Here is a 19,767-nt window from a genome sequence, read left to right on the forward strand (position 1 = left end):
TTGGGCTTTTTATTTATTTGGCTTATTTGAGTTGTTCTATGAGTGTTGGGTAAATCAGCCCATCTACATTTTGTTCAGTTTTATAAATACCATTTTCGACATTAAATTTATTGACGTGATAGGTCGAGCCATAAATCGAGTCAAAGCCTTGAGATTTAGTAAATACTTTCTTATTGGCGTTGATATCTAATAAATGCGTACCGCTAACCATCAACTCATATTGTTTTGGGTCGACGCCTGAACGGTTTGCCATAATTTTAACCGCATCGGCATGGGTTGCAGGGTCATTAATATATTTAACTGTTTTGTCCCACACCTGAATGACTTTTTTCCACTCTTCTTGATGAGCAGTTAAATGGCTCATGTTGACGGTCAAGGTGTCATAAATTAAACCCGGCTTGTCTTTAGAAGTATAAATAATTTTAGAGCCTGCCACTGCTTTTAATGCCTGACCTGCAACAGGTTGCCAAACAGCAATCGCAGAAATATCGGGGCTATTAAACACTTGAGGTAATTGATTCGTCGCTGAATTTACCAGCTTTACCTCATTCGCCTTAATGTTATGGTCAGTTAAAGCTGTTGCCAATAAAAGATGATCAACCAAGCCTTTTTCGACGCCGATCGATTTTCCTTTTAGGTCTTGAATGGTATTAATACCCTCTTTCGCAATAATGACATCATTGCCCGCAGAATAATCTGTTGCCATGATCATCATGCCTTGCGTACCGCCAGAAGCAGTTACCAAGTTATCGCCATTGGTGACCAACACAGCATCGAGCTGATTTGCCGAAAAAGCTGAAAGCGAAGCCGAATAATCAAACCATTTAAACTCTACATTTAGCCCTGCTTCTTTTAACCAGCCTTTCTCAATAGCTACTTGCCAAGCCACCCAGCCCGGCCAATCGCTATATCCAATGGTAATTGGTTTTGTATTTGTGGATGCCTGAGTGTCTTGTTTAGCCTCAGGCACTTTAGCGGTATTGTCACACCCACCCAATACAACTGCCGATAAAATAGATACGGATAAAAACGCTTTTTTAATCATATAGAAACTTCCCCAACATTTTTATTAACAATACTTTGAGCAGTTTGATTGAGTGACTGTATATAGGCTCGCCAGCCTCCAAAATGGCTAATATCGGTTGCATCTTGAATGGCATACGCTTCGCAAATAAAGCCTTTGACCCATGTTCCATCTTTTAATTTCAGGTTCCCAATACCAAGTGGTGCGGGTACTTCAGCCACAATGGCTCCAAAATTTGCTAAAGGAACATCCCATACTTCGACTTCAATTGATGTCCCTGCTGCATCGTATTGCAGGCCAGGTTTTGGTGGCGTGGTATTTTTTAAAGCAAAGAGTTTATAAGTCTCTGCGGTCTGGGTTTTCTTAAGCAAAGTGGCATTGCGACTAGTGAGCTGAAAATTAAGTGGCATACCGGTTAAGTGTGCTCCCACCACAGCTAGCTGCACTGAATGATTCGAATGGATGTTTATACTTTTTTGATAGTGTTGAGTTGATTTACCTAAACTCAGCGATGTTTCGGTTTGCCAAAGCTGCGCAAAATTGGCAAGTGTCTGATCATGCCAAGCTGGTGCAATAAAGGTTACGCCACTTGGTAGACCATCCTCACGAAGTACATTAGGTAAGGCTAAAGCAGAAAGATCGGCAAAATTGACAAAGTTGGTATAGGCCCCCATGTGCGCATTTTTAGTCAATGGGTCGGTTTCAACTTCGGCAATGGTGTAAATGGTTGGCGCTGTCGGAACCATCAATGCATCAAAAGGCTGTAATGCCAAATTAATTTTTCGAGCCAGAACGGCGCGGCTATATTCAGCTTGAAGTGCATCTGTTGCCTTGAATTTATCTGCCTGCGCAATAATTTGAGCAATAACTGGATGAGCCTTTTCACGTGTTGTCATGCGTTCAACGGCGACTGTTCTTTCTGCCACCCAAGCATCGTTATACAGTGCAGCAGCAAGCTCATTAAACGCGCTGAAATCAATACTCTCAACGTCATAGCCCAGTTTTTTTACGCGCTCAATTGCAACTAAAAAGGCTTTTTCAGATTCAAGATCACCATAAAACTCAAGCTGTGCAGGAATGGCAATTTTTTGTTTAGAAAATTGAGTTGGTACATTGGCTGGATGTACTCGTGAATATTCATCCGTTTCATCGTAGCCCTGCATTAAATTGGCAACTATCCAAGCATCATCAATATGCAGCGCAAAAATAGAAATGACATCAATGGTGCGACATGCAGGAATTAAACCTGTAGTAGAAAACCAGCCCTTTGTCGGCTTAAGACCCACAATATGGTTATGGCCCGCAGGAACACGACCTGAACCCGCCGTATCAGTTCCCAAACTAAAAGGCACAATACCGTTGGCGACCACCACTGACGAACCAGAACTTGAACCACCACTAATATATGCAGGGTTAAAGCTATTTTTTACTGCGCCATAGGGCGAGCGAACGCCAACCAGTCCAGTTGCAAACTGATCGAGGTTAGTTTTACCAACCACAATCGCCCCTGCTTTTTTCAGTTTGGCTACTACGGCTGCATCTTGGTTCGCTAAATATTGAATCTCTTTACAGGCTGCAGTGGTGTGAAAGCCAGCGACATCAATATTGTCTTTAACTGCAAATGGCACACCATATAGTGGTAAGTCAGCAACATTCTGGTCTTGTAAAATATCAATTTGCGATTGAATCTGCTCGTTCGATGCAATTTCAATCCATGCATGATCTTCATTTTTAATTTCTGCAACGTAACTAATCAAATCTTCAAGATGGATTTGCCCATTTTGATATGCTGTTTTCCAGTCTTGAATTGTCCATAAATTTTTCAACACGCTACTCCTCATTTAGTCATTTTGCTGTATAGGCGGCATGACGGCATCCATCAGTTCTAGATGTCCTTTGATTACCCCTTTCAGCACAATAAATTGCTGGCTAATTTGTCTAAGTTCAGAACTTGCGCCCTGCATTAGCATGACTTGCAATATCTTTTGCTGGTCGAGCTGAATATGAAGTGAACTAATCACCTGTGCTAAAAACTGTTGCTGTAAATCGACCAATTGATTACGCAAGGTCATTTGGCTAGCGTCATAAAGCAGCGTCAACGTGCCCACCATGACTTCATTGGCCTGCGCCTGCTCTGCAATTAAGTGTTTATTAATCATGTCGACAATGGCTTGCGAGCGGCTTTCATAGTTCTGCTCGACAATTTTTTGATCGAGTGCGTTAAGTGTCGTTTCAGGTACGGTAATACTGATTCGAGCCAGCTTTTGTTTCGGCACAGTCTTATCCTTTTGTTTTAGGCGGCTGATTGTTTTGTTTGATATATACGCCTGCACGTACGCTGAGCAATTCGACTAAAAAGGCTTTTAAAGTTGGCTTTGGTTGAACCACAGGTTTTACATCGTTCATATCGCACCTCTAGTTTGGTATTACCAAATTCAGTTTTTGTATTACTGGTAAGAGATGCAGAAAATGTGCCAGTTTTTAAGCGTCGTTTTGATGGGATTTATGGGTATTTATGAATGATTTTTGGGCAAAAAAAGCCCCATGCACAGGGATGGGGCTAAATATTTATATTTTTTTAAAAAGTTAATTTGTCATCTTATGCCTGATTAATCATCGTATGTGCCCATACCGATAAAGACTCTAAAACAGGTTTAAAAGATTGGCCTAATTCAGTCATTTCATAAACCACCTTAATCGGTGCTTTTTCACCATAAACGGTTCGAGAGATTAAGCCACTTTGCTCTAATTGCTTGAGTTGAAGGCTTAAGGTCATTTCTGTGATGGTTGGCATTAATTGATTGATTTCATTAAAACGTTTTGGCCCATCTTTTAAATAATACAAAATAACGCCTTTCCATTTTCCACCCACCAAATCCATAGCCATACTGATATGACATGGATACGTTTTTCCATTCATGCTGATTTCACATTTATTTTCAGTATTTGCCATTTTTCATGCCACCTATCAACTTTGATAGTTATTGTACACCCATACTATAAAAATTATAGTGACTATGATTTTTATAGCTACAAGGCATTATTATGGCTTTACTTATTTTGGCCCATCCCTACTACGCTCAATCAATTGCAAATAAAATGATAGTGAATGAACTTATAAAAACCTATCCGGACCTTGAAGTCCGAGATATTTTTCAGCTTTATCCGGACTATAAAATTGACGTGAGTGCTGAACAAGAAGCGTTGTTACGCCACGACACGATCATTCTGCAATATCCAATGTTCTGGTTTAATATGCCGGCAATTTTGAAATTATGGTTTGATGAAGTTTTTACTTATCAGTTTGCTTATGGCTCTCAAGGCGACAAATTAAAAGATAAAAAAGTCATTATTAGTATGACAGTCGGGCAAAAAGAAGCCGATATGGTGAACGACCGAGAAAACTTAATTGATAGCTTTTTAAAAGCGGTTCAATATTCAATTCAATATACGCAAATGCAATTAAGCAGCACATTCTTGCTTTATGAAGTTTCTCCGTTATCAGGTCATTCAGAATCTGAAATTAAATTAAAAGCGGTTGAACATGGTCATGAAGTATTAAAACATTTGACCGAAGCATAAGAAAAAAGAGAGCATCAATATCGATGCTCTCTTTTGGTTTAAGCGACTGGTGCCAAGGTAAATAGCACTTGTCCCGTTTTTACAGTTTGACCTTTTTCAATGGTAATGGTTTCTACCTTCATGCGTTCGGGCGCAATAATTGGAATTTCGATTTTCATTGCCTCAATTACTGCAAGGGTTGCACCTTCTTCAACTATATCTCCTGATGCACATTCGATTTTCCAGATTGACCCCGGCATGTGTGATTCGACGGCACAGCCGCCTTCAGGGATCACCACGGTTTCACCTTCATCAACAGCATCTAAGCTTTCAGAGATATATTCTTGCAAGCCCGCTTCGTGCCAACGGCGGCGCTCAGCCTCAAAGTTAGCTTGTTGCATATCTTTAAAGGCTTGAATGCTGTCTTGATGCGTCTTTAAAAACTCGTTGTATTCTTTTAGGTTGAGCACGCCCTCTTCAATGCAAAGTTTTAGTCGGCCCGCCTTAAAGTCTTCACGCATTTGTAAAAGTTCAGCCTCAGAAACTTCATAAAACTTCACTTGGTCAAAAAAGCGTAATAACCACGGTTTACCTTCTTCGAAGTCGGCATTTTTACGGTAACGACTCCACATTTGAGTGGTACGACCAACGAATTGATAGCCGCCCGGCCCTTCCATACCATACACACACATATACGCCCCGCCAATGCCGACCGCATTTTCAGGTGTCCAAGTTCGTGCAGGGTTATATTTTGTGGTGACTAAACGTTGGCGTGGGTCGAGCGGCGTTGCAACTGGTGCGCCTAAATACACATCGCCTAAACCCATCACCAAATAGTTCGCACTATAGACCACATCTTTAACTGCTTGCTTTGAAGCTAAGCCATTAATACGGCGGATAAACTCGACGTTATCTGGGCACCACGGCGCATCTGGACGAACAATTTGCGTGTAGCGTTCGGTAGCAAGTTGAGTTTGAGAATCTTCCCAAGCCAAAGGCAAATAGACAGTGCGTGAAGGCACCTGCATATTTTGAATATCGGGTAATTCGGCTTCTGCTTGTTGAAGTTTCTGTAAAAGCTCCAGTTGATCGAGCTGGATTGAATCAAAATGAATTTGTAGTGAACGAATGCCCGGTGTTAAGTCGATAATGCCCTGAATGTTTTGTTCTTTAACCCATTGCATAAGCGCATGAATACGGAAGCGTAAATTTAGGTCGAGTACTAACTCGCCATATTCCACCAACAAATAGCTATTTCCTGCTGGTCGATAGGTCACGCTTGGTAAATCAGTTTCACCTTCTAAAGTGGCTAAAACAGCATCTTGTAAAGTGTCGAGTTCTGCTTGAATGGCTGGGTTAAAATCGATCTGAGTCGTATCAGCCGTGGTTAAGCTTTGATGATATTTTTGGTCGAGTGCTTTTGCTTGCGCATAACTCACGGGTACAAATTTGACCTTATCGCCTGCTTTAAGCTGCCCGATTTTCCAAAGCTCAGAATGAATCACTACCGCAGGGCAAACAAAGCCGCCTAAGCTTGGACCATCCGGCCCCAAAATAATTGGCATATCGCCCGTAAAATCAATTGCGCCAATGGCATAAGCATTGTCGTGAATATTGGAAGGATGTAAGCCTGCCTCACCGCCGTCTTCACGTGCCCACTCTGGTTTTGGCCCAATTAAACGAATGCCTGTCCGACTTGAGTTATAGTGAATTTCAAACTCATTGGCAAAGAAGGTATCAATATCTTGTTTGGTGAAAAAATCTGGTGCGCCATGTGGACCATACATCACGGCAATTTCCCAGTTTTGGGTAAAGCTAGGAATTTGTGCTTGAGCTAGAGCTGTGGTCGATTGAGTAGAATATTCAGTAATTGGCAGCATATCTCCAATTAATAAATTACGACCTGCGTGCCCACCAAACTGCCCCAAAGTAAAAGTCGCCTGTGACCCTAAATACTCAGGAACATTAAGCCCACCTTTCACACCAATATAGCTACGGCAACCTGAACGGATAATCCCACATTTTAAAATCTGGCCCTTTTTCACATTGATGATTTGCCACATCGGCACCAGTTCGCCATCAAGTTTTGAAGGCATATCACCGCCCGTAATGACAATTTGGCTGTCGCAGTGAAACTTTAAAGTTGGCCCTTGCAAGGTACATTCAAGCCCTGCGGTATTTGGCTCATTGGCTAAAAGCTGGTTTGCCACCGTTAAACTGAGTGGGTCGATGGCACCTGATGGTGGCACACCAACATCCCAATAACCTAATCGACCTGTTACATCTTGAATAGCAGTTTGAATACCAGACTGCAATACTTCAATTTTTTGAGTTTTCCATTCAAACGTATTTAAAAATCGGGTGGTTTGAGTACCCAAAGCAAAGACATCGCAAGCAATAATGTTTTGCAAATATTCCAGATTGGTTTCGATGCCTGCGACTTGCGTATTTGCAAGACTAGCACTCATTGCCTGTATGGCTTGGTCCCGTGTTGCAGCAGTCACAATGATTTTGGCAATCATTGGATCATAAAAAGACGACACCGTTGAACCTGTTTCTACCCATGTTTCGACTCGTGCTTGCGGGTCAAATTTAACATGGGTGAGTAAGCCTGCACTCGGCTGGAACTGTTTAATTGGGTCTTCGGCATAAAGACGAACCTGAATGGAATGTCCTGTTGGTTCTAACTTTTCAGTCGGTGCTGACCAGTCACCGCTTGCTAAGGTAACCATCCACTCGACCAAGTCGACACCAAACACTTGCTCGGTCACGCCGTGCTCGACTTGCAAACGGGTGTTCACCTCTAAGAAATAAAACTCTTGGGTTTCGGTGTCCATGACAAACTCAACCGTACCTGCCGAGCGGTAGTTCACCGACTGCATGAGTTGAATCGCAACTTTTTGAAGGTAGTCGCGTTGCTGTTCATTTAAATGTGGCGCAGGTGTTTCTTCAATGACCTTTTGATTACGGCGTTGCACTGAACAATCACGCTCACCCAACGCTAAAACTTGGCCTTTCCCATCACCAAAAATTTGTACTTCGATATGGCGCGCGTGTTGTACAAATTTCTCTAAATACAAACCCGCATCTTTAAAATTGACCTGTGCCAAATAAGACACGGTTTGATAGGCATCTTTTAACTCGGTTTCGTTCCAGACCAGACGCATACCAATACCACCACCGCCCGCGGTACTTTTCAGCATGACTGGATAACCAATACGAGCTGCCTCAAACAAGGCCTCAGCTTCATCGGCAAGTAATGAGCTACCCGGAAGTAAAGGCACATTGCTTTTAATAGCCAGCTCACGCGCGGTATGTTTTAAACCAAAATCGAGCATTTGGCTTGAAGTAGGCCCAATAAACGCAATACCTTGGCTTTCGCACAAATCACAAAACTCGGCATTTTCAGACAAAAACCCATAACCGGGGTGAATGGCTTCAGCTCCCGACTGTTTTGCTACCTCAAGGATTTTTTCAATATTTAAATAACTTTGATTGGCAGGTGCAGGCCCAATGAGGAAAGCCTCATCGGCCAAAGTCACGTGTAAAGAATCACGGTCGGCTTCGGAATAAACCGCAACCGAAGCGATCCCGAGTTTTTTAAGGGTGCGAATGACGCGACAGGCAATTGCACCGCGGTTAGCAATCAGAACTTTTTTGAACATGCTTACACCCCTTCCGCTTCACGGACAACCAGTTGAATTTTGGTTGGGTTATAGGCATTACATGGGTTATTCAGCTGGGGGCAATTTGAAATTAAAACAATCAAATCCATTTCTGCCCGAACTTCGACATATTTACCCGGTCCTGAAATTCCATCATCAAATTTAAGCTGACCATCTGGCGTAACAGGTACATTCATAAAAAAGTTAATGTTTGGGCCAATATGACGGACATTTAAGCCATGCTTTTTTGCAATCGGGTGTTTTGCCAAGGCATACATAAAGTTGTTACGGCAACTATGCATTGGGTACGTTTCATGTGCATAGCGAACCGTATTACTCTCACATGAACAAGCACCGCCAATGGTGTCATGGCGACCGCAGTTATCATCATGAATAACGGCAATTGGTCGGCCAAAGTTGCTATAGAGCTTAGTACCTTTTTCTAAATAGATTTGTTGGTTGATAGCCAGAGTGTCCATTGCGCTATAGCGCTCAGTCGGGTTTTCGGCACTCATAAACAAAGTATCGACCGCTTGGTTTCCCTCAAGGTCAATAATACGAAAATATTGGCCCTTTTTAACCTCGCACATCCACGCTTCGCCAGCAGGACAAACTTCATTTAAAACTGCTTTTTCAAATGATTGTAAAACTGTCATGATGCTTCTCCTGATTTAAATATTGCTAAGCGCGTAGTAGCGGGCTGTGTTTTGAAACGCACGCTGATTTTGCGAACATGCATCACGACAAATATCGCTGTCTGTTAGTGAATTGGCTTTAAATAAACTGAGTTGAACATCAGCAGGTTGATAGCTTGGGCTGGTGTCTAAGCCATGAGGCGCGGCAGATAAAAATAGCAGGCAGTCCATTTCAAAACGCAGTTCAATGCTTTGATCGATATTGTTAGAACTGACATAAGACAAAACACCGTTTTCGTCAGGCACAACTTTAGAAAATAGATTAACCGTGGCACTCAGGTCTTGGCTGGTAAGTCCGTATTTGCACATTTCAATGAGTAAGCTGTCTAAGCCGTTTTGGTACATATCATTTCGGGCATCTTGAAATGTGCGATTGCCAAAATGCTTTTCAATTTGTTCTGGTCGGCTTGGGCCACAAAGTGCATCATTCCAACCATGATCGTCATGAACAATCGAAGCCATCACACGGCCAAGGTCTGAGTACAGCACATTGGAAGCTTTTAAATAGGCGGTGTGTTGCCCTTTCAAACTGTCGGGCATGTTAAAACGTTCAAGCACATCGGCAGCATTTACACAAAACAAAGAAACATTTGCCTGAGCGTCAAGCGATGTAAATCTAAGAATAGTTCCTTTTTGAATACGACCCGACCAGTGATGTCCTCCGGGTAAAAGTTCGGTCCAAATCGCCTGATTGTTATGATAACTTACAGTGTTCATAGCTACTCCTGTCGGATAGTTTTAGACTTCCTCCCGGGCTTTTATCCCTCCGTGTAGTTCGCTAGGAACCGTGAACTCTCGGTCCAGTCATACGTAAAGTATCGGAACCCTAGATCACTTTTAATTAGTTATGACTATGCAAAGGACATGCCAGCTTAGTATTACGGTTTTGGTTAAAAGTAATACTAATTTTGGGCAATTTGAGTGCGATTTAAAACACAAGATAAAAATCTGCACTCAAAATTGTGCATTTCAAAATAAAAAAGCCCCTTTCATGAAGAGGCTTAAGAATGAATTATAAGAGAGCGTATTAAGGAAGTAGAATTACCTTACGACAGTCCTGTTCTCTTTCATTAAAAATGCGATAACCCTCTGCGGCATCTTCTAATTTCATTCGATGGGTAATAATCGTTTCAGGTGACAAATCACCACGTTCAATAAATTCTAATAAAAGCGGTAAATATTGATGCACATGGGTTTGGCCCATTTTAAAAGTCAGTCCTTTATCAAATGCATCGCCAAATAAAAAGCCATGAATCGGGCCTGCATATACACCCGGTACACTCACCACACCACCACGACGAACCGCTGCAATACATTGACGAAGCGCTGCCCCACTTGAACCCTCAAGCTTTAAATTGGTAAGCACGGTTTCAATGACACTGCCTTTTGCCTCGAAACCAATGGCATCAATCACCGCATCGACGCCGCGATAATTGTCAGTATTTTGAATAATAAATTCGGCCGCATCGACTTCATCAAAATTAACTGGAATAGCACCGTAGGTTGCCGCCGCATAGTTCAATCGATATTCATTGTGATCGACCATAAATATTTTTTCAGCGCCAAGCATCTTGGCACAAGCGGCGCTTAATAGTCCGACTGGCCCTGCACCATAAATTGCAACGGTTGAGCCACGAGTCACTTGAGCGTTGGTCACTGCCTGCCAAGCGGTAGGCAAAATATCGGTCAAGAAAAGCACTTTTTCATCTGACAGTGAGCCGGGGACTTTAAAAGGTCCTTTATTGGCTTTTGGCACACGCACATATTCTGCTTGCCCGCCCGGCACACCGCCATATAAATGGCTATAACCAAATAAAGCTGCACCCGGTGGAATTTGCTTTTTATTTATAATCGCGCCGCGTCCTGTATTGGTGGTTTCACAGGCAGCAGTCAGGTCAAGTTGGCAAAAGAAACATTCACCACAAGCAATCACAAAAGGCACAATTACACGGTCGCCTTTTTTCACGTGAGTGACTGCGGGGCCTACTTCTTCAACCACGCCCATAAACTCATGCCCAAAAATATCGCCATGTTCAGTCTTTGGAATTTTACCTCGATATAAATGCAAGTCAGAGCCACATATCGCTGTGGCGGTTACACGTAAAATAATGTCATCTGGTTCTTGAATAATAGGGTCTGCAACCGTTTCAACTCGAACGTCTTCGGCACCGTGGTAAGTAAGAGCACGCATATTGTTATTCCTCAATTTCCTATCATGTCATTTGATTATGAGGAGGCTTTCTTTACGGTTTGCAACGATTCTTACTTTTCACGTAAGGCTTATAGCTCAAATGCAAAGTGATCTATATTTAAGTAACAATAAAAGTAAAATATAGTTTCTTAGCTTTTTCTTGGGCAGACGTGATTTGAGCTCCCTTTGCCCTTTATATTTAAAATTTAAAAAACGGGTAAGAACCTACCCGTTATTTCACTGTCGTCGTATAAAAACTATCTATTGCATCAACCATTTGAGATAACCCCGGTTGCTCTAATGGATAGTGGCCTGCATTTTCCAATATCACAGTTTTTACCGGCACTTTATGAATGCGGCCAAGAAAAGGCGTACTTAAATCAAGTGGTGTCCAACGGTCTTTTTCAGGTTGGGTCAATAAGACAGGACATACGTCAAAGTCTTCAGGTGCAACCTCAGGTTTATAATGTATATATGAATCTAAAAAGGTCAAAGAAACCGAGTTACCTGCTGAAGTTTTATCTTTCATAAAAGCTTTTAAGGCATCTTTATTATTCACCAAAGTACTCATTTTACTTGCCCAACTCATTGGAACACGCATAGCTGCTAACGGCGTCTTAGCAGTTAAATGTGTAATTGGCGTTCCTACCCGACTCATAAACAAATTGCTTGCTACAGTATCTTTCACTTTTTGATTGCTTGTATCAAGGAAGGTCATTCCCACTATAGCTTTAACCTTTTTATTTTTGGCAGCAACATGGTAAGTCAGCATACCACCAGCACTTAGGCCATACAGTACAACTGGACGATTATCTTTGGCCAATTCCACATCAATTAAATCGCTACCTGCCTGTATCCAATCGTTATAACTAATCGGCTTACCCTTTTTAACTTGAGTGACACCATAGCCGGGCATATCGACAGCAATTGTTTCATAACCTCGATCAGCCAAGGGTTTTCCTAAAATCATCGACATTTGTCGACCATTGGTCCCCACACCGTGAAATAAAATCACTTTAATTTTGGCATTGGGATTACGGTAAGTATCCAAATGGATGTTATGACCATTCCAAGACCACCATTCTTCTTTGGGTAACTGGTCTTTAGGAATATGAAATTCTTGAGGAAGGAATTGTTCAATTTGTTGCCAAGCTGCTTGATTTTGATAACCCATGACAGACTCTCCTGATTTTATTTCTTGAGCTGAAGATACACCTGTTACACAAATCATTAGGCCAATTACACCTAATTTACTCATTAATTGCCGCATCATATTTATCGGCTTTGCTGGTTGAACGGTATTCATTGTTTTACTACTCGTTGCTATCTGATGAATAAATATTAGGCTTTAGTCTTCTCATCAACCATGCTAGATTGGGACACGCATTTTAGTTTTTAGGCCAACCGATGTTAGAGTTTCAAGATTATTTACGAGCTCCATCTAGCGTACAGCTATTATTAGAACTAGGTGATCAATTAAAAATTCAAAGATCACATCTGTTAGCCAGTACTGGTTTAACCCTAACTCGTTTAAATGATACTAACAGTGTTGTTACACCCGATGAAGAACTGGGTGTCATCAATAATTTAATTAAAGTTTTATCTGCTCACACCGCAGGTTTAGGTCTTATTACCGGTTTTAACCACCAACTGACAACTTATGGGATTTTGGGTTACGCACTAATGAGTAGTGCAACAGGTTTAGAGGCAATGCAACTTGTGCAACGTTATCTGGCCCTCACCTATACCTTTGTTAAAATAAATTTTCAGCAAAAAAATAATGAGTGCATGATTTGCTTTACTGAACCTGTGGGCCTAACACAGGAGTTACAACGGTTTGTACTTGAACGTGCGATGGCTGCAACTCTTCGTGTTATTAGCGATATTTATGAAGGTTCATTTCAATTAGATGCATTTCATCTTAAATATGATGAGCCTGAGTCTTGTTTGTTAAATATACCTAAAGAATATTTAGGCGCTCCAATTCAATTTAATCAAAAAGAAAACATTTTAAAATTTAATAGTTCGCAATTGCTCCATGCTCTACCCCATGCAAACCCGAATACTGCTGCTATGTGTGAAAGGCTGTGTATGGAGCTTATTAGCCAACGCCATACCACCTTAACAACCACAATGATTGTCCGTGATTTTTTAATGAATGCTCCTTCTGGCACATTACTTAATATTAAAGAGATTTCAAATAAGTTAAATATGAGCGAACGGACGCTAAAAAGAAGGTTACAAGACGAGAATATCTCTTTTAGAGCACTTCAAAATGAAACCTTGCATCGACGTGCCGATTCCCTTTTAGCGCAAAATCTAAATTTAGGCCAAGTGGCAGAAATATTAGGCTTCTCAGATTTATCTACTTTTTCTCAAGCTTATAAACGTTGGACTGGCGTTGCTCCAAGTCACTATAAAAAGCAAATGATTAAATAAATTCTATTTAAAATGTTACTTTTTATCCGGAGTTACTCCGACGAACTAGAATTCCAGCATAGAGAAAAGCATGCTACTATTAAAATTATGACAATTAATCATGTCAAATTTACTTTAGAGGGAACAAGATGTTAAAAACTCAAAAAATCAACATCGTACAAGAATTTGATGCACCTATAGACAAGGTCTTTGCAGCCTTGAGTGAACATGAAAACCTAAGCAAACTTTTTGCTCCTGCTAAAGTCACTCGCATTAGTAATGGCAAAGATGCACGTAACGGTGTTGGCTCTGCCCGCAAGATGTCTATTCCGTTTACACCTTCATTTGTTGAAACAAATTTAGTCTATAAAGAAAATGAACTGATTGAGTATGCGATCACAAGCGGCATTAGCCCAATTAAGGCACATCGCGGTGTAATGCAATTTACTGACTTGGGAAATAACCGAACTCGTTTGAATTACACGATTAGCTTTAAAGGCCGCGTTCCTTTTATTGGCCCGATTATTAAAGCCGCTCTACAAAATGGCGTGAGTCGTGGTCTTAAAAAACTTAAGTTTTAACTGGTCCTATCAAATAAAAGCCCTATTACGGGCTTTTATTTTTTTAAATATTTCTAAGAAAACATCGCTATAAAATATGTGAATTGCTTATCCCGCTCATCTATATGGTTATCGCTGAGCCTTTGAATAATGGTTCCTTCAATTATATGTAAAAGTAATTTGGCATCGTGAAATGAAACACCCGATTTTATAAATCTAAGCTGACTATAGATTTCATTAGTGAGCCACATTCTATATCTCACTGCTGTTTGATAAGCGTTTGGGTAATTACTTTTAGTTTCAAAAATGGTTTTCAATAGCAGGTAATACATTCCTTCTAAGTCTGTATGTAAGTCATATAGTGTTTTGAGTTTGTCTCTCACATTTGAGTCTTGGTCATATTCCACCGTTGCGACGACTTTGTCTTGTAGCCGTTGTTTTTGCACAAGTAGGCAGATTTCTATAAACCGCGCTTTGGACTGAAAGTAATGATAAAACGTCATTTTTGTAATTTCAGACTCTTTGATAATTCTATCCACACCTACTAAATGGAATCCGTGATGGTGAAATAAATCAATTGCTTTATTCACAACTTTTAAAGCACGTGTAGAAAGTACTAAAGGTGACATATTTGTACCGTTTAAAATAATTTTTTGTTGTATGTAAAAGAGATAGAAATGCCGTCACTCTTAAATTGAGTGCTTAAAACGGGCATGCAAAAGCGGCACAATAAAGGTGTGCTCGCCTATCTCAGGTTTATTGTTGCTATGATTTTTAAGCCGTAACGATTCTTAAGGTGCAGAAAACCTAGAGTCGATTAAACTGAGTTAGAAATTGTTTAAACGATATAAATACAGAAATTTTGGCGTAGGCCAATAAATGAGAAGAAATAGTACGCATAGCGGACTCCTAGATGAAATAGAAGTTCTACCAGATCACTGCTAAATGATTATGGTGGCAGAACGAAGAAGGGTTAGCAGACCAGTCATCTAGGAACTGGCACGCCCGAAGGCGTCCCTCCTCCGTCCTACCGCTACGAAGGGAGACGAACGAGTTCACCACCAAAAAATTACTTCTTTGATGATCTAGATGAAAACGGTCTGCTAAAACCGACTGGCAATGTAGGCCAGCCCGCAAAGGATAGTATTCGCTTTTGTTATCGTCAAGCGTAGGAAATGACAATCGTATTAAAGTAGAGCAGTTAAGTTTTAAATTATTTTCAAATCTGGAAGATTTAAAAACTAATTGAATATTGATATGGAGGATCTGTTTGTCTAGCTATAAAAATTAAATAAAAACTCAAGAATGAAATAACTATCTCTACTAAATAATTATGGTAGCAGAACGAAAAGAGTTAGCAGACTGGTGCCAAAGAGACCAGCACATCCTAAGATGTCCTCTTTCCATCCTACTAGAAAGAAAGAATATTATTCACTTTCGTTATCGTCAAGCGTAGGAAATGACAATCGTATTAAAGTAGAGAGACTGGAATAAATAAAAGTTATTTAATTGGTTTAGTTCATTATGAAATTTCTATTATTTTTAGTAGGATATATTTTTATTATAAAAATGATTAGAGTTATCTAATGACATTAAAGACTTTATATATCGAGTTTTATTATGGAGAATATTCAGTTCAAGAAAGAACGGAAAAGATTAATAAATACATTGAAGAAAATGAAGATGTTCATATAGATTTTTTTACCGAATTACTACTACCATTTAATGACTATAATTCTTTATTACTGCGAATCATAAACTTAACAGACCCTATTTTTTCATATAATTGTATTGAAGCAGAAATATTAGCAGCTAGATTTTTTTTAGATATTTTAAATAATTATCAAGAAAACAACCTAAGCCCAGTTCAGTTATGTACTATTTTCAATAATTTAGAAACAGGTTTTATGGGCGCACCAAGAAATCTTCCAGACAACATAATTTATTACCCTACTTGGCTCGAATCTTTCTACGATGCTTGCGATTGGTGCGATGAAACATGGACTTTAAAGAATTCTCCTCACCTAATTGAAACCTCAAAACAGCAAGTCCATATCATAGAAAAATGGCTATTCTTCAAATAGTGATAAGGCATCTTTATTGCCATTTTCAGCTGCTTTTCTTAGCCACTTTTCAGCTAATTCATTGTTTTGCGGTACACCCTCACCTTTATAGTACATCATCCCTACTGTAAATTGCGCTTCATCATTTTCCTGTTGAGCAGCTTTGCTATACCATTCAAAGGCCTTTTTATAATCTTGATTTACACCTTGCCCAAGCGCATAACACGCCCCTAAGTTATTTTGTGCTATTGAGTTTCCTTTTTCAGCAGCTTTGCTATATAACTCAAAGGCTTTTTTATTATTTAGCTCTACGCCCTTACCTTGTGCATAAAGTGCTGCAAGATTATTTTGCGCATCGGCATAATTTTGTGCAGCAGCTTTGCTATACCAATCAAATGCTTTTTTATAATCTTGGGTTACCCCGTAGCCTTCTTCGTAAAGTATGCCCAAATAGTATTTAGCTTCGGCATTATCTTGTGCAGCAGCTTTGTTATACCATTCAAATGCTTTCTGATAGTTTTTAACACCACCATCTCCATTTGCATAATACGCACCTAAATTATTCTGTGCTTTCACTTCACCTTGTTTAGCAGCTTTACTATACCATTCGAATGCTTTTTTATAATTTTGCTCTACCCCTTGTCCAAGAGCATACATTGCTCCCAAATTATTCTGTGCCTCTGCATTTCCTTGATTAGCAGCTTTGCTATACAATTCAAAGGCCTTTTTATAATCTTGAGGAACAACTTCTCCCTCTACATATAATTCAGCAAGTTTTGCTTGAGCCCCTGCATCACCTCTTTCTGCTAAACGCGAAATATCTTTAAAATCTGGTTGATGACTACAAGCTAATAAATTGATTGCTACGAAAATAATGGCGATTTTTTGAAGTTTTTTTCTTAAAATAAAAAACATAATAAATATTAAATTGCTTGTGATGAGAAATATATCGAATGAATTTTAGCATAAATTCTCAAACATGAAAAAATTTAAAGTTCTAGTTTAATGGCTGTAGTAATTTAATGAAATTATAAATTATCTATAATCCTTTAATTAGATTAATTTAAAATACATCATGTCGAATAGCCCATACGACCAAAACTAAAATAAAGGTAATAAGTGAACTTAAAGATGAAGATATTAATAAATAAAGAAGTGCTAAGTGATTAGGACCATCTATAGTAAAAAAGTGTGCATTAGTCCAATCTTTAGGAAATAAAATTACTAAAACAAATAGAGTGATAATAAAAAATGATAAAAACCATATTGGCGCTAAATAGCTAAGCTTCCACCCTGCTTTAACTACAAAATAGCCAATGCCATATACGAATATAAAAAAAATAGCAAAACCCAATATAGACATAGTACCTTCTTTTAAATAATAACTTACTTGTCAAAACGTTAATTTAGAAAACCTTATTACGAATACTCCACACTACAATAACTAGTAGTAATGTTAATAAAGTTGAAGACATACCTGCCACAAAAAACAAATCTACTGCTCGCCAATTCAAAGATATCCTTCCATCCAAAAAAAATTGGACATATCTTCCTTTAAAATAAAGTAGTAATAAAAAACCCAACCAAACAATTATAAATGTTGAAATAAAAGATAGGGCAGCCAAATGCCGAATCTTCCATTTAGTTTTAGCTATAAAGTATCCAATGACATGTGAAATTATAAAAAAAATAGCGAAACCCAATATAGACATAGCACCCTCTTTAAGATTATTTTTTATATTAACTACTTATCCCTTATTTAAAATTATTATCTTCTGGATGAAATCCAAAAAATATTGCTCCGACTACCCATCCAGATAAATATATAAGCTTACCCAGTTCTGTTATTCCACCACTAAGAAGGTGCCACAACATCAATCCTCCTGTTAAATAGATAGAGAAAAAGAGAAAGCAAAAAACAATTGAAAGTAAAAGAACTAAATATTTATTTAAAAATTTATTAACAACATATAAAAAAACAGATAAAGACTTTTCAATTAAAAAAATAGTGTATCGCCCAACAAGCAAACCCACAAAAAACGTAAGTATTAGAATAAATATTGGCACAGTTTAAGTTATTCCTTTTTTAATATTAAAATAATTTTCTATTTCTCATTATAGTTCCCAACAAGAGATAGAACTTCATTTCTTTTCATTTGCTTATCAATTTTTATTAAGCATTTAATATGCCAATTTTTATCATTGTTATAAAAAAAGAGAGTTAATAGGAGTTAAGCAATTTGAAAACACTCAACTCCTTACAAAGCCTTAATCAATCCATCAGCTTTTTACGGCGATACAACCCACAATCCCCTGAAAATAACGCTGCCAATAAACAAGTAATAATCGCGTAAGTGGCAACATTCATTCCAAATAGCTCTATGGCTAAAATGATAGACGTTAACGGCGCCTTACTTGCCCCTGAAAACAAACTGACTAACCCTAAACCTGCAAGCAGTGAAATGGGTAGGTTTAAAACTGCACCTAAAGCATTACCTAATGTCGCACCAACATAAAACAATGGCGTAATTTCGCCACCTTTAAAACCAGAACCTAAAGTAATAGCAGTAAAAACGGTCTTATTAAAAAAGTCGTAAAATTCAATCGGTACATAAAAAGATGCAATGATCTTATCTGTACCCAAACCGTTGTATTGCTGATGTGCAGTAAACAGCGTAAGCAGCATAATAATAATACCGCCAACCATTGTTCTTAATGGCAAATAACGAATGTATTTATAAAAGAGATCACTCGCCAAGTGAATGGCAGCAATAAAGAAACGTGCAGCAAAGCCAAATACTAACCCCGCTGCAATTAAGCTCATGAGCGTGCCAAAATGAATGGCTGGAAACTCACTTATGACGTAAAAAACATGGGGATGAACTATATCGAATAGCTCAGGAATGGTCGAAGCAATCAGAGCTGACACAAAACATGGAAAAATAGCTGAGTATCTTAAATTACCCAAAGCGGTAATTTCTAAACCATAGATTGCACCAGCCATAGGCAGACCAAACACGCCAGCAAAACCAGCACCAATACTGGCGATTAAACAGATTTTGCGATTGTCTTCCGAGATTTTTAAAATATGGCTTAAGTGGTCAATTAAAGCACCTGAAAGCTGTACGGCTGGTGCCTCACGCCCTGCCGAACCACCAAACAGTTGCGTTAAAATTGACGTAATAAAAATGATGGGGCTCATTCGTTTTGGAATAAATGACTTGGGTTGATGAATCTCATCTATGAGTAAATGTGTTCCGCGTTCAATCGGCGATCCATATTTTTTAATGAGATAACCAATACCAAAACCCACAAAAGGCAAAAAGTAAATCAACCAATGATGCAAGCTTCTGACTTTATTTGAAATATCAAAAGCCACAAAAATTGAGGTCGATGCCAGCCCCGCGACGACTCCAATCACAATGGAGATGACGAGCCAATAAACACTGTATTTTAGAATTTGATCATATTCAGATGAAGGTAGAATTTTCATTCGCTTTCTTCAATTCGCCTTTGAGTGAGTGCCAAATTCTCAAATTATTTTTTATGCAGCCAGCTCATTAAGTGAGAAATGCTTAAACTGGGCTAAA

At 39.2% G+C, this 19,767-nt stretch carries 19 protein-coding genes and 1 riboswitch; of the genes, 4 read left to right on the forward strand and 15 right to left on the reverse strand.

Annotated elements, in window-relative coordinates; all coding sequences use genetic code 11:
* Positions 1-22 precede the first annotated feature (22 nt).
* The 5 genes from I8T81_RS12255 to I8T81_RS12275 form a co-directional block, all read right to left on the reverse strand.
* A complete protein-coding gene (locus I8T81_RS12255) occupies positions 23-1,045 on the reverse strand; it encodes an ABC transporter substrate-binding protein (protein WP_198071321.1) in 1,023 nt (340 codons plus the stop codon).
* Entirely contained in the window at positions 1,042-2,853 is a 1,812-nt protein-coding gene (gene atzF / locus I8T81_RS12260; RefSeq protein ID WP_198071322.1) for an allophanate hydrolase, read from the reverse strand. Before atzF ends, I8T81_RS12255 begins: the two co-directional genes overlap by 4 nt.
* A gap of 12 nt (positions 2,854-2,865) precedes the next feature.
* Positions 2,866-3,300, reverse strand: coding sequence for a CopG family ribbon-helix-helix protein (locus tag I8T81_RS12265; protein ID WP_001125932.1), 435 nt, complete (start codon positions 3,298-3,300; stop codon positions 2,866-2,868).
* A gap of 4 nt (positions 3,301-3,304) precedes the next feature.
* Complete coding sequence (locus tag I8T81_RS12270; RefSeq protein ID WP_001000625.1) at positions 3,305-3,430, reverse strand: hypothetical protein; 126 nt, start codon at positions 3,428-3,430, stop codon at positions 3,305-3,307.
* 193 nt (positions 3,431-3,623) lie between these two features.
* Positions 3,624-3,977 carry a winged helix-turn-helix transcriptional regulator gene (locus tag I8T81_RS12275; RefSeq protein WP_174736289.1) on the reverse strand — a complete coding sequence of 118 codons (354 nt, stop codon included), beginning with the start codon at positions 3,975-3,977 and terminating at the stop codon, positions 3,624-3,626.
* 92 nt (positions 3,978-4,069) lie between these two features.
* Here I8T81_RS12275 and I8T81_RS12280 point away from each other — a divergent pair, with 92 nt between their 5' ends.
* Entirely contained in the window at positions 4,070-4,606 is a 537-nt protein-coding gene (locus I8T81_RS12280) for an NAD(P)H-dependent oxidoreductase (protein WP_198071323.1), read from the forward strand.
* A 38-nt stretch (positions 4,607-4,644) separates the two neighbouring features.
* On the opposite strand, the gene uca is transcribed toward I8T81_RS12280, so the two are convergent.
* The 5 genes from uca to I8T81_RS12305 form a co-directional block, all read right to left on the reverse strand.
* On the reverse strand, positions 4,645-8,250 hold the full coding sequence (uca, locus tag I8T81_RS12285) for an urea carboxylase (RefSeq protein ID WP_198071324.1): 3,606 nt from the start codon (positions 8,248-8,250) through the stop codon (positions 4,645-4,647).
* Positions 8,251-8,252: 2 nt separating this feature from the next.
* On the reverse strand, positions 8,253-8,906 hold the full coding sequence (locus I8T81_RS12290; protein WP_000217380.1) for an urea amidolyase associated protein UAAP2: 654 nt from the start codon (positions 8,904-8,906) through the stop codon (positions 8,253-8,255).
* A 15-nt stretch (positions 8,907-8,921) separates the two neighbouring features.
* Positions 8,922-9,662 carry an urea amidolyase associated protein UAAP1 gene (locus tag I8T81_RS12295; protein ID WP_198071325.1) on the reverse strand — a complete coding sequence of 247 codons (741 nt, stop codon included), beginning with the start codon at positions 9,660-9,662 and terminating at the stop codon, positions 8,922-8,924.
* 28 nt (positions 9,663-9,690) lie between these two features.
* Positions 9,691-9,786: riboswitch (guanidine-I (ykkC/yxkD leader) on the reverse strand.
* A gap of 186 nt (positions 9,787-9,972) precedes the next feature.
* Positions 9,973-11,136, reverse strand: a complete 1,164-nt coding sequence (locus I8T81_RS12300; RefSeq protein WP_107972521.1) for a zinc-dependent alcohol dehydrogenase — start codon at positions 11,134-11,136, stop codon at positions 9,973-9,975.
* Positions 11,137-11,368: 232 nt separating this feature from the next.
* Positions 11,369-12,442 carry an alpha/beta hydrolase gene (locus tag I8T81_RS12305; RefSeq protein WP_198071326.1) on the reverse strand — a complete coding sequence of 358 codons (1,074 nt, stop codon included), beginning with the start codon at positions 12,440-12,442 and terminating at the stop codon, positions 11,369-11,371.
* A gap of 101 nt (positions 12,443-12,543) precedes the next feature.
* On the opposite strand from I8T81_RS12305, the gene I8T81_RS12310 reads away from it, so the two are divergent.
* On the forward strand, positions 12,544-13,575 hold the full coding sequence (locus I8T81_RS12310; protein ID WP_198071327.1) for an AraC family transcriptional regulator: 1,032 nt from the start codon (positions 12,544-12,546) through the stop codon (positions 13,573-13,575).
* Between the two features lie 128 nt (positions 13,576-13,703).
* Positions 13,704-14,135, forward strand: coding sequence for an SRPBCC family protein (locus I8T81_RS12315; protein ID WP_022574813.1), 432 nt, complete (start codon positions 13,704-13,706; stop codon positions 14,133-14,135).
* A 53-nt stretch (positions 14,136-14,188) separates the two neighbouring features.
* Here the strand turns inward: I8T81_RS12315 and I8T81_RS12320 are convergent, their stop codons facing one another.
* Positions 14,189-14,743: a TetR/AcrR family transcriptional regulator gene (locus I8T81_RS12320; RefSeq protein WP_198071328.1), complete on the reverse strand. Its 555-nt coding sequence runs from the start codon at positions 14,741-14,743 to the stop codon at positions 14,189-14,191.
* A 957-nt stretch (positions 14,744-15,700) separates the two neighbouring features.
* On the opposite strand from I8T81_RS12320, the gene I8T81_RS12325 reads away from it, so the two are divergent.
* Positions 15,701-16,198: a hypothetical protein gene (locus tag I8T81_RS12325; RefSeq protein ID WP_198071329.1), complete on the forward strand. Its 498-nt coding sequence runs from the start codon at positions 15,701-15,703 to the stop codon at positions 16,196-16,198.
* On the opposite strand, the gene I8T81_RS12330 is transcribed toward I8T81_RS12325, so the two are convergent.
* The 4 genes from I8T81_RS12330 to I8T81_RS12345 form a co-directional block, all read right to left on the reverse strand.
* Positions 16,184-17,092, reverse strand: a complete 909-nt coding sequence (locus I8T81_RS12330; RefSeq protein ID WP_191110159.1) for an SEL1-like repeat protein — start codon at positions 17,090-17,092, stop codon at positions 16,184-16,186. The two genes, I8T81_RS12325 and I8T81_RS12330, sit on opposite strands and share 15 nt — an antisense overlap.
* A 148-nt stretch (positions 17,093-17,240) precedes the next feature.
* On the reverse strand, positions 17,241-17,540 hold the full coding sequence (locus I8T81_RS12335) for a hypothetical protein (RefSeq protein WP_077168295.1): 300 nt from the start codon (positions 17,538-17,540) through the stop codon (positions 17,241-17,243).
* A 392-nt stretch (positions 17,541-17,932) separates the two neighbouring features.
* Positions 17,933-18,244: a hypothetical protein gene (locus tag I8T81_RS12340; RefSeq protein WP_134261445.1), complete on the reverse strand. Its 312-nt coding sequence runs from the start codon at positions 18,242-18,244 to the stop codon at positions 17,933-17,935.
* A gap of 205 nt (positions 18,245-18,449) precedes the next feature.
* Complete coding sequence (locus I8T81_RS12345) at positions 18,450-19,670, reverse strand: chloride channel protein (protein WP_039255009.1); 1,221 nt, start codon at positions 19,668-19,670, stop codon at positions 18,450-18,452.
* Positions 19,671-19,767: the final 97 nt, after the last annotated feature.

The sequence above is a fragment of the Acinetobacter seifertii genome (assembly GCF_016064815.1).
GTDB classification, from domain to species: domain Bacteria; phylum Pseudomonadota; class Gammaproteobacteria; order Pseudomonadales; family Moraxellaceae; genus Acinetobacter; species Acinetobacter seifertii.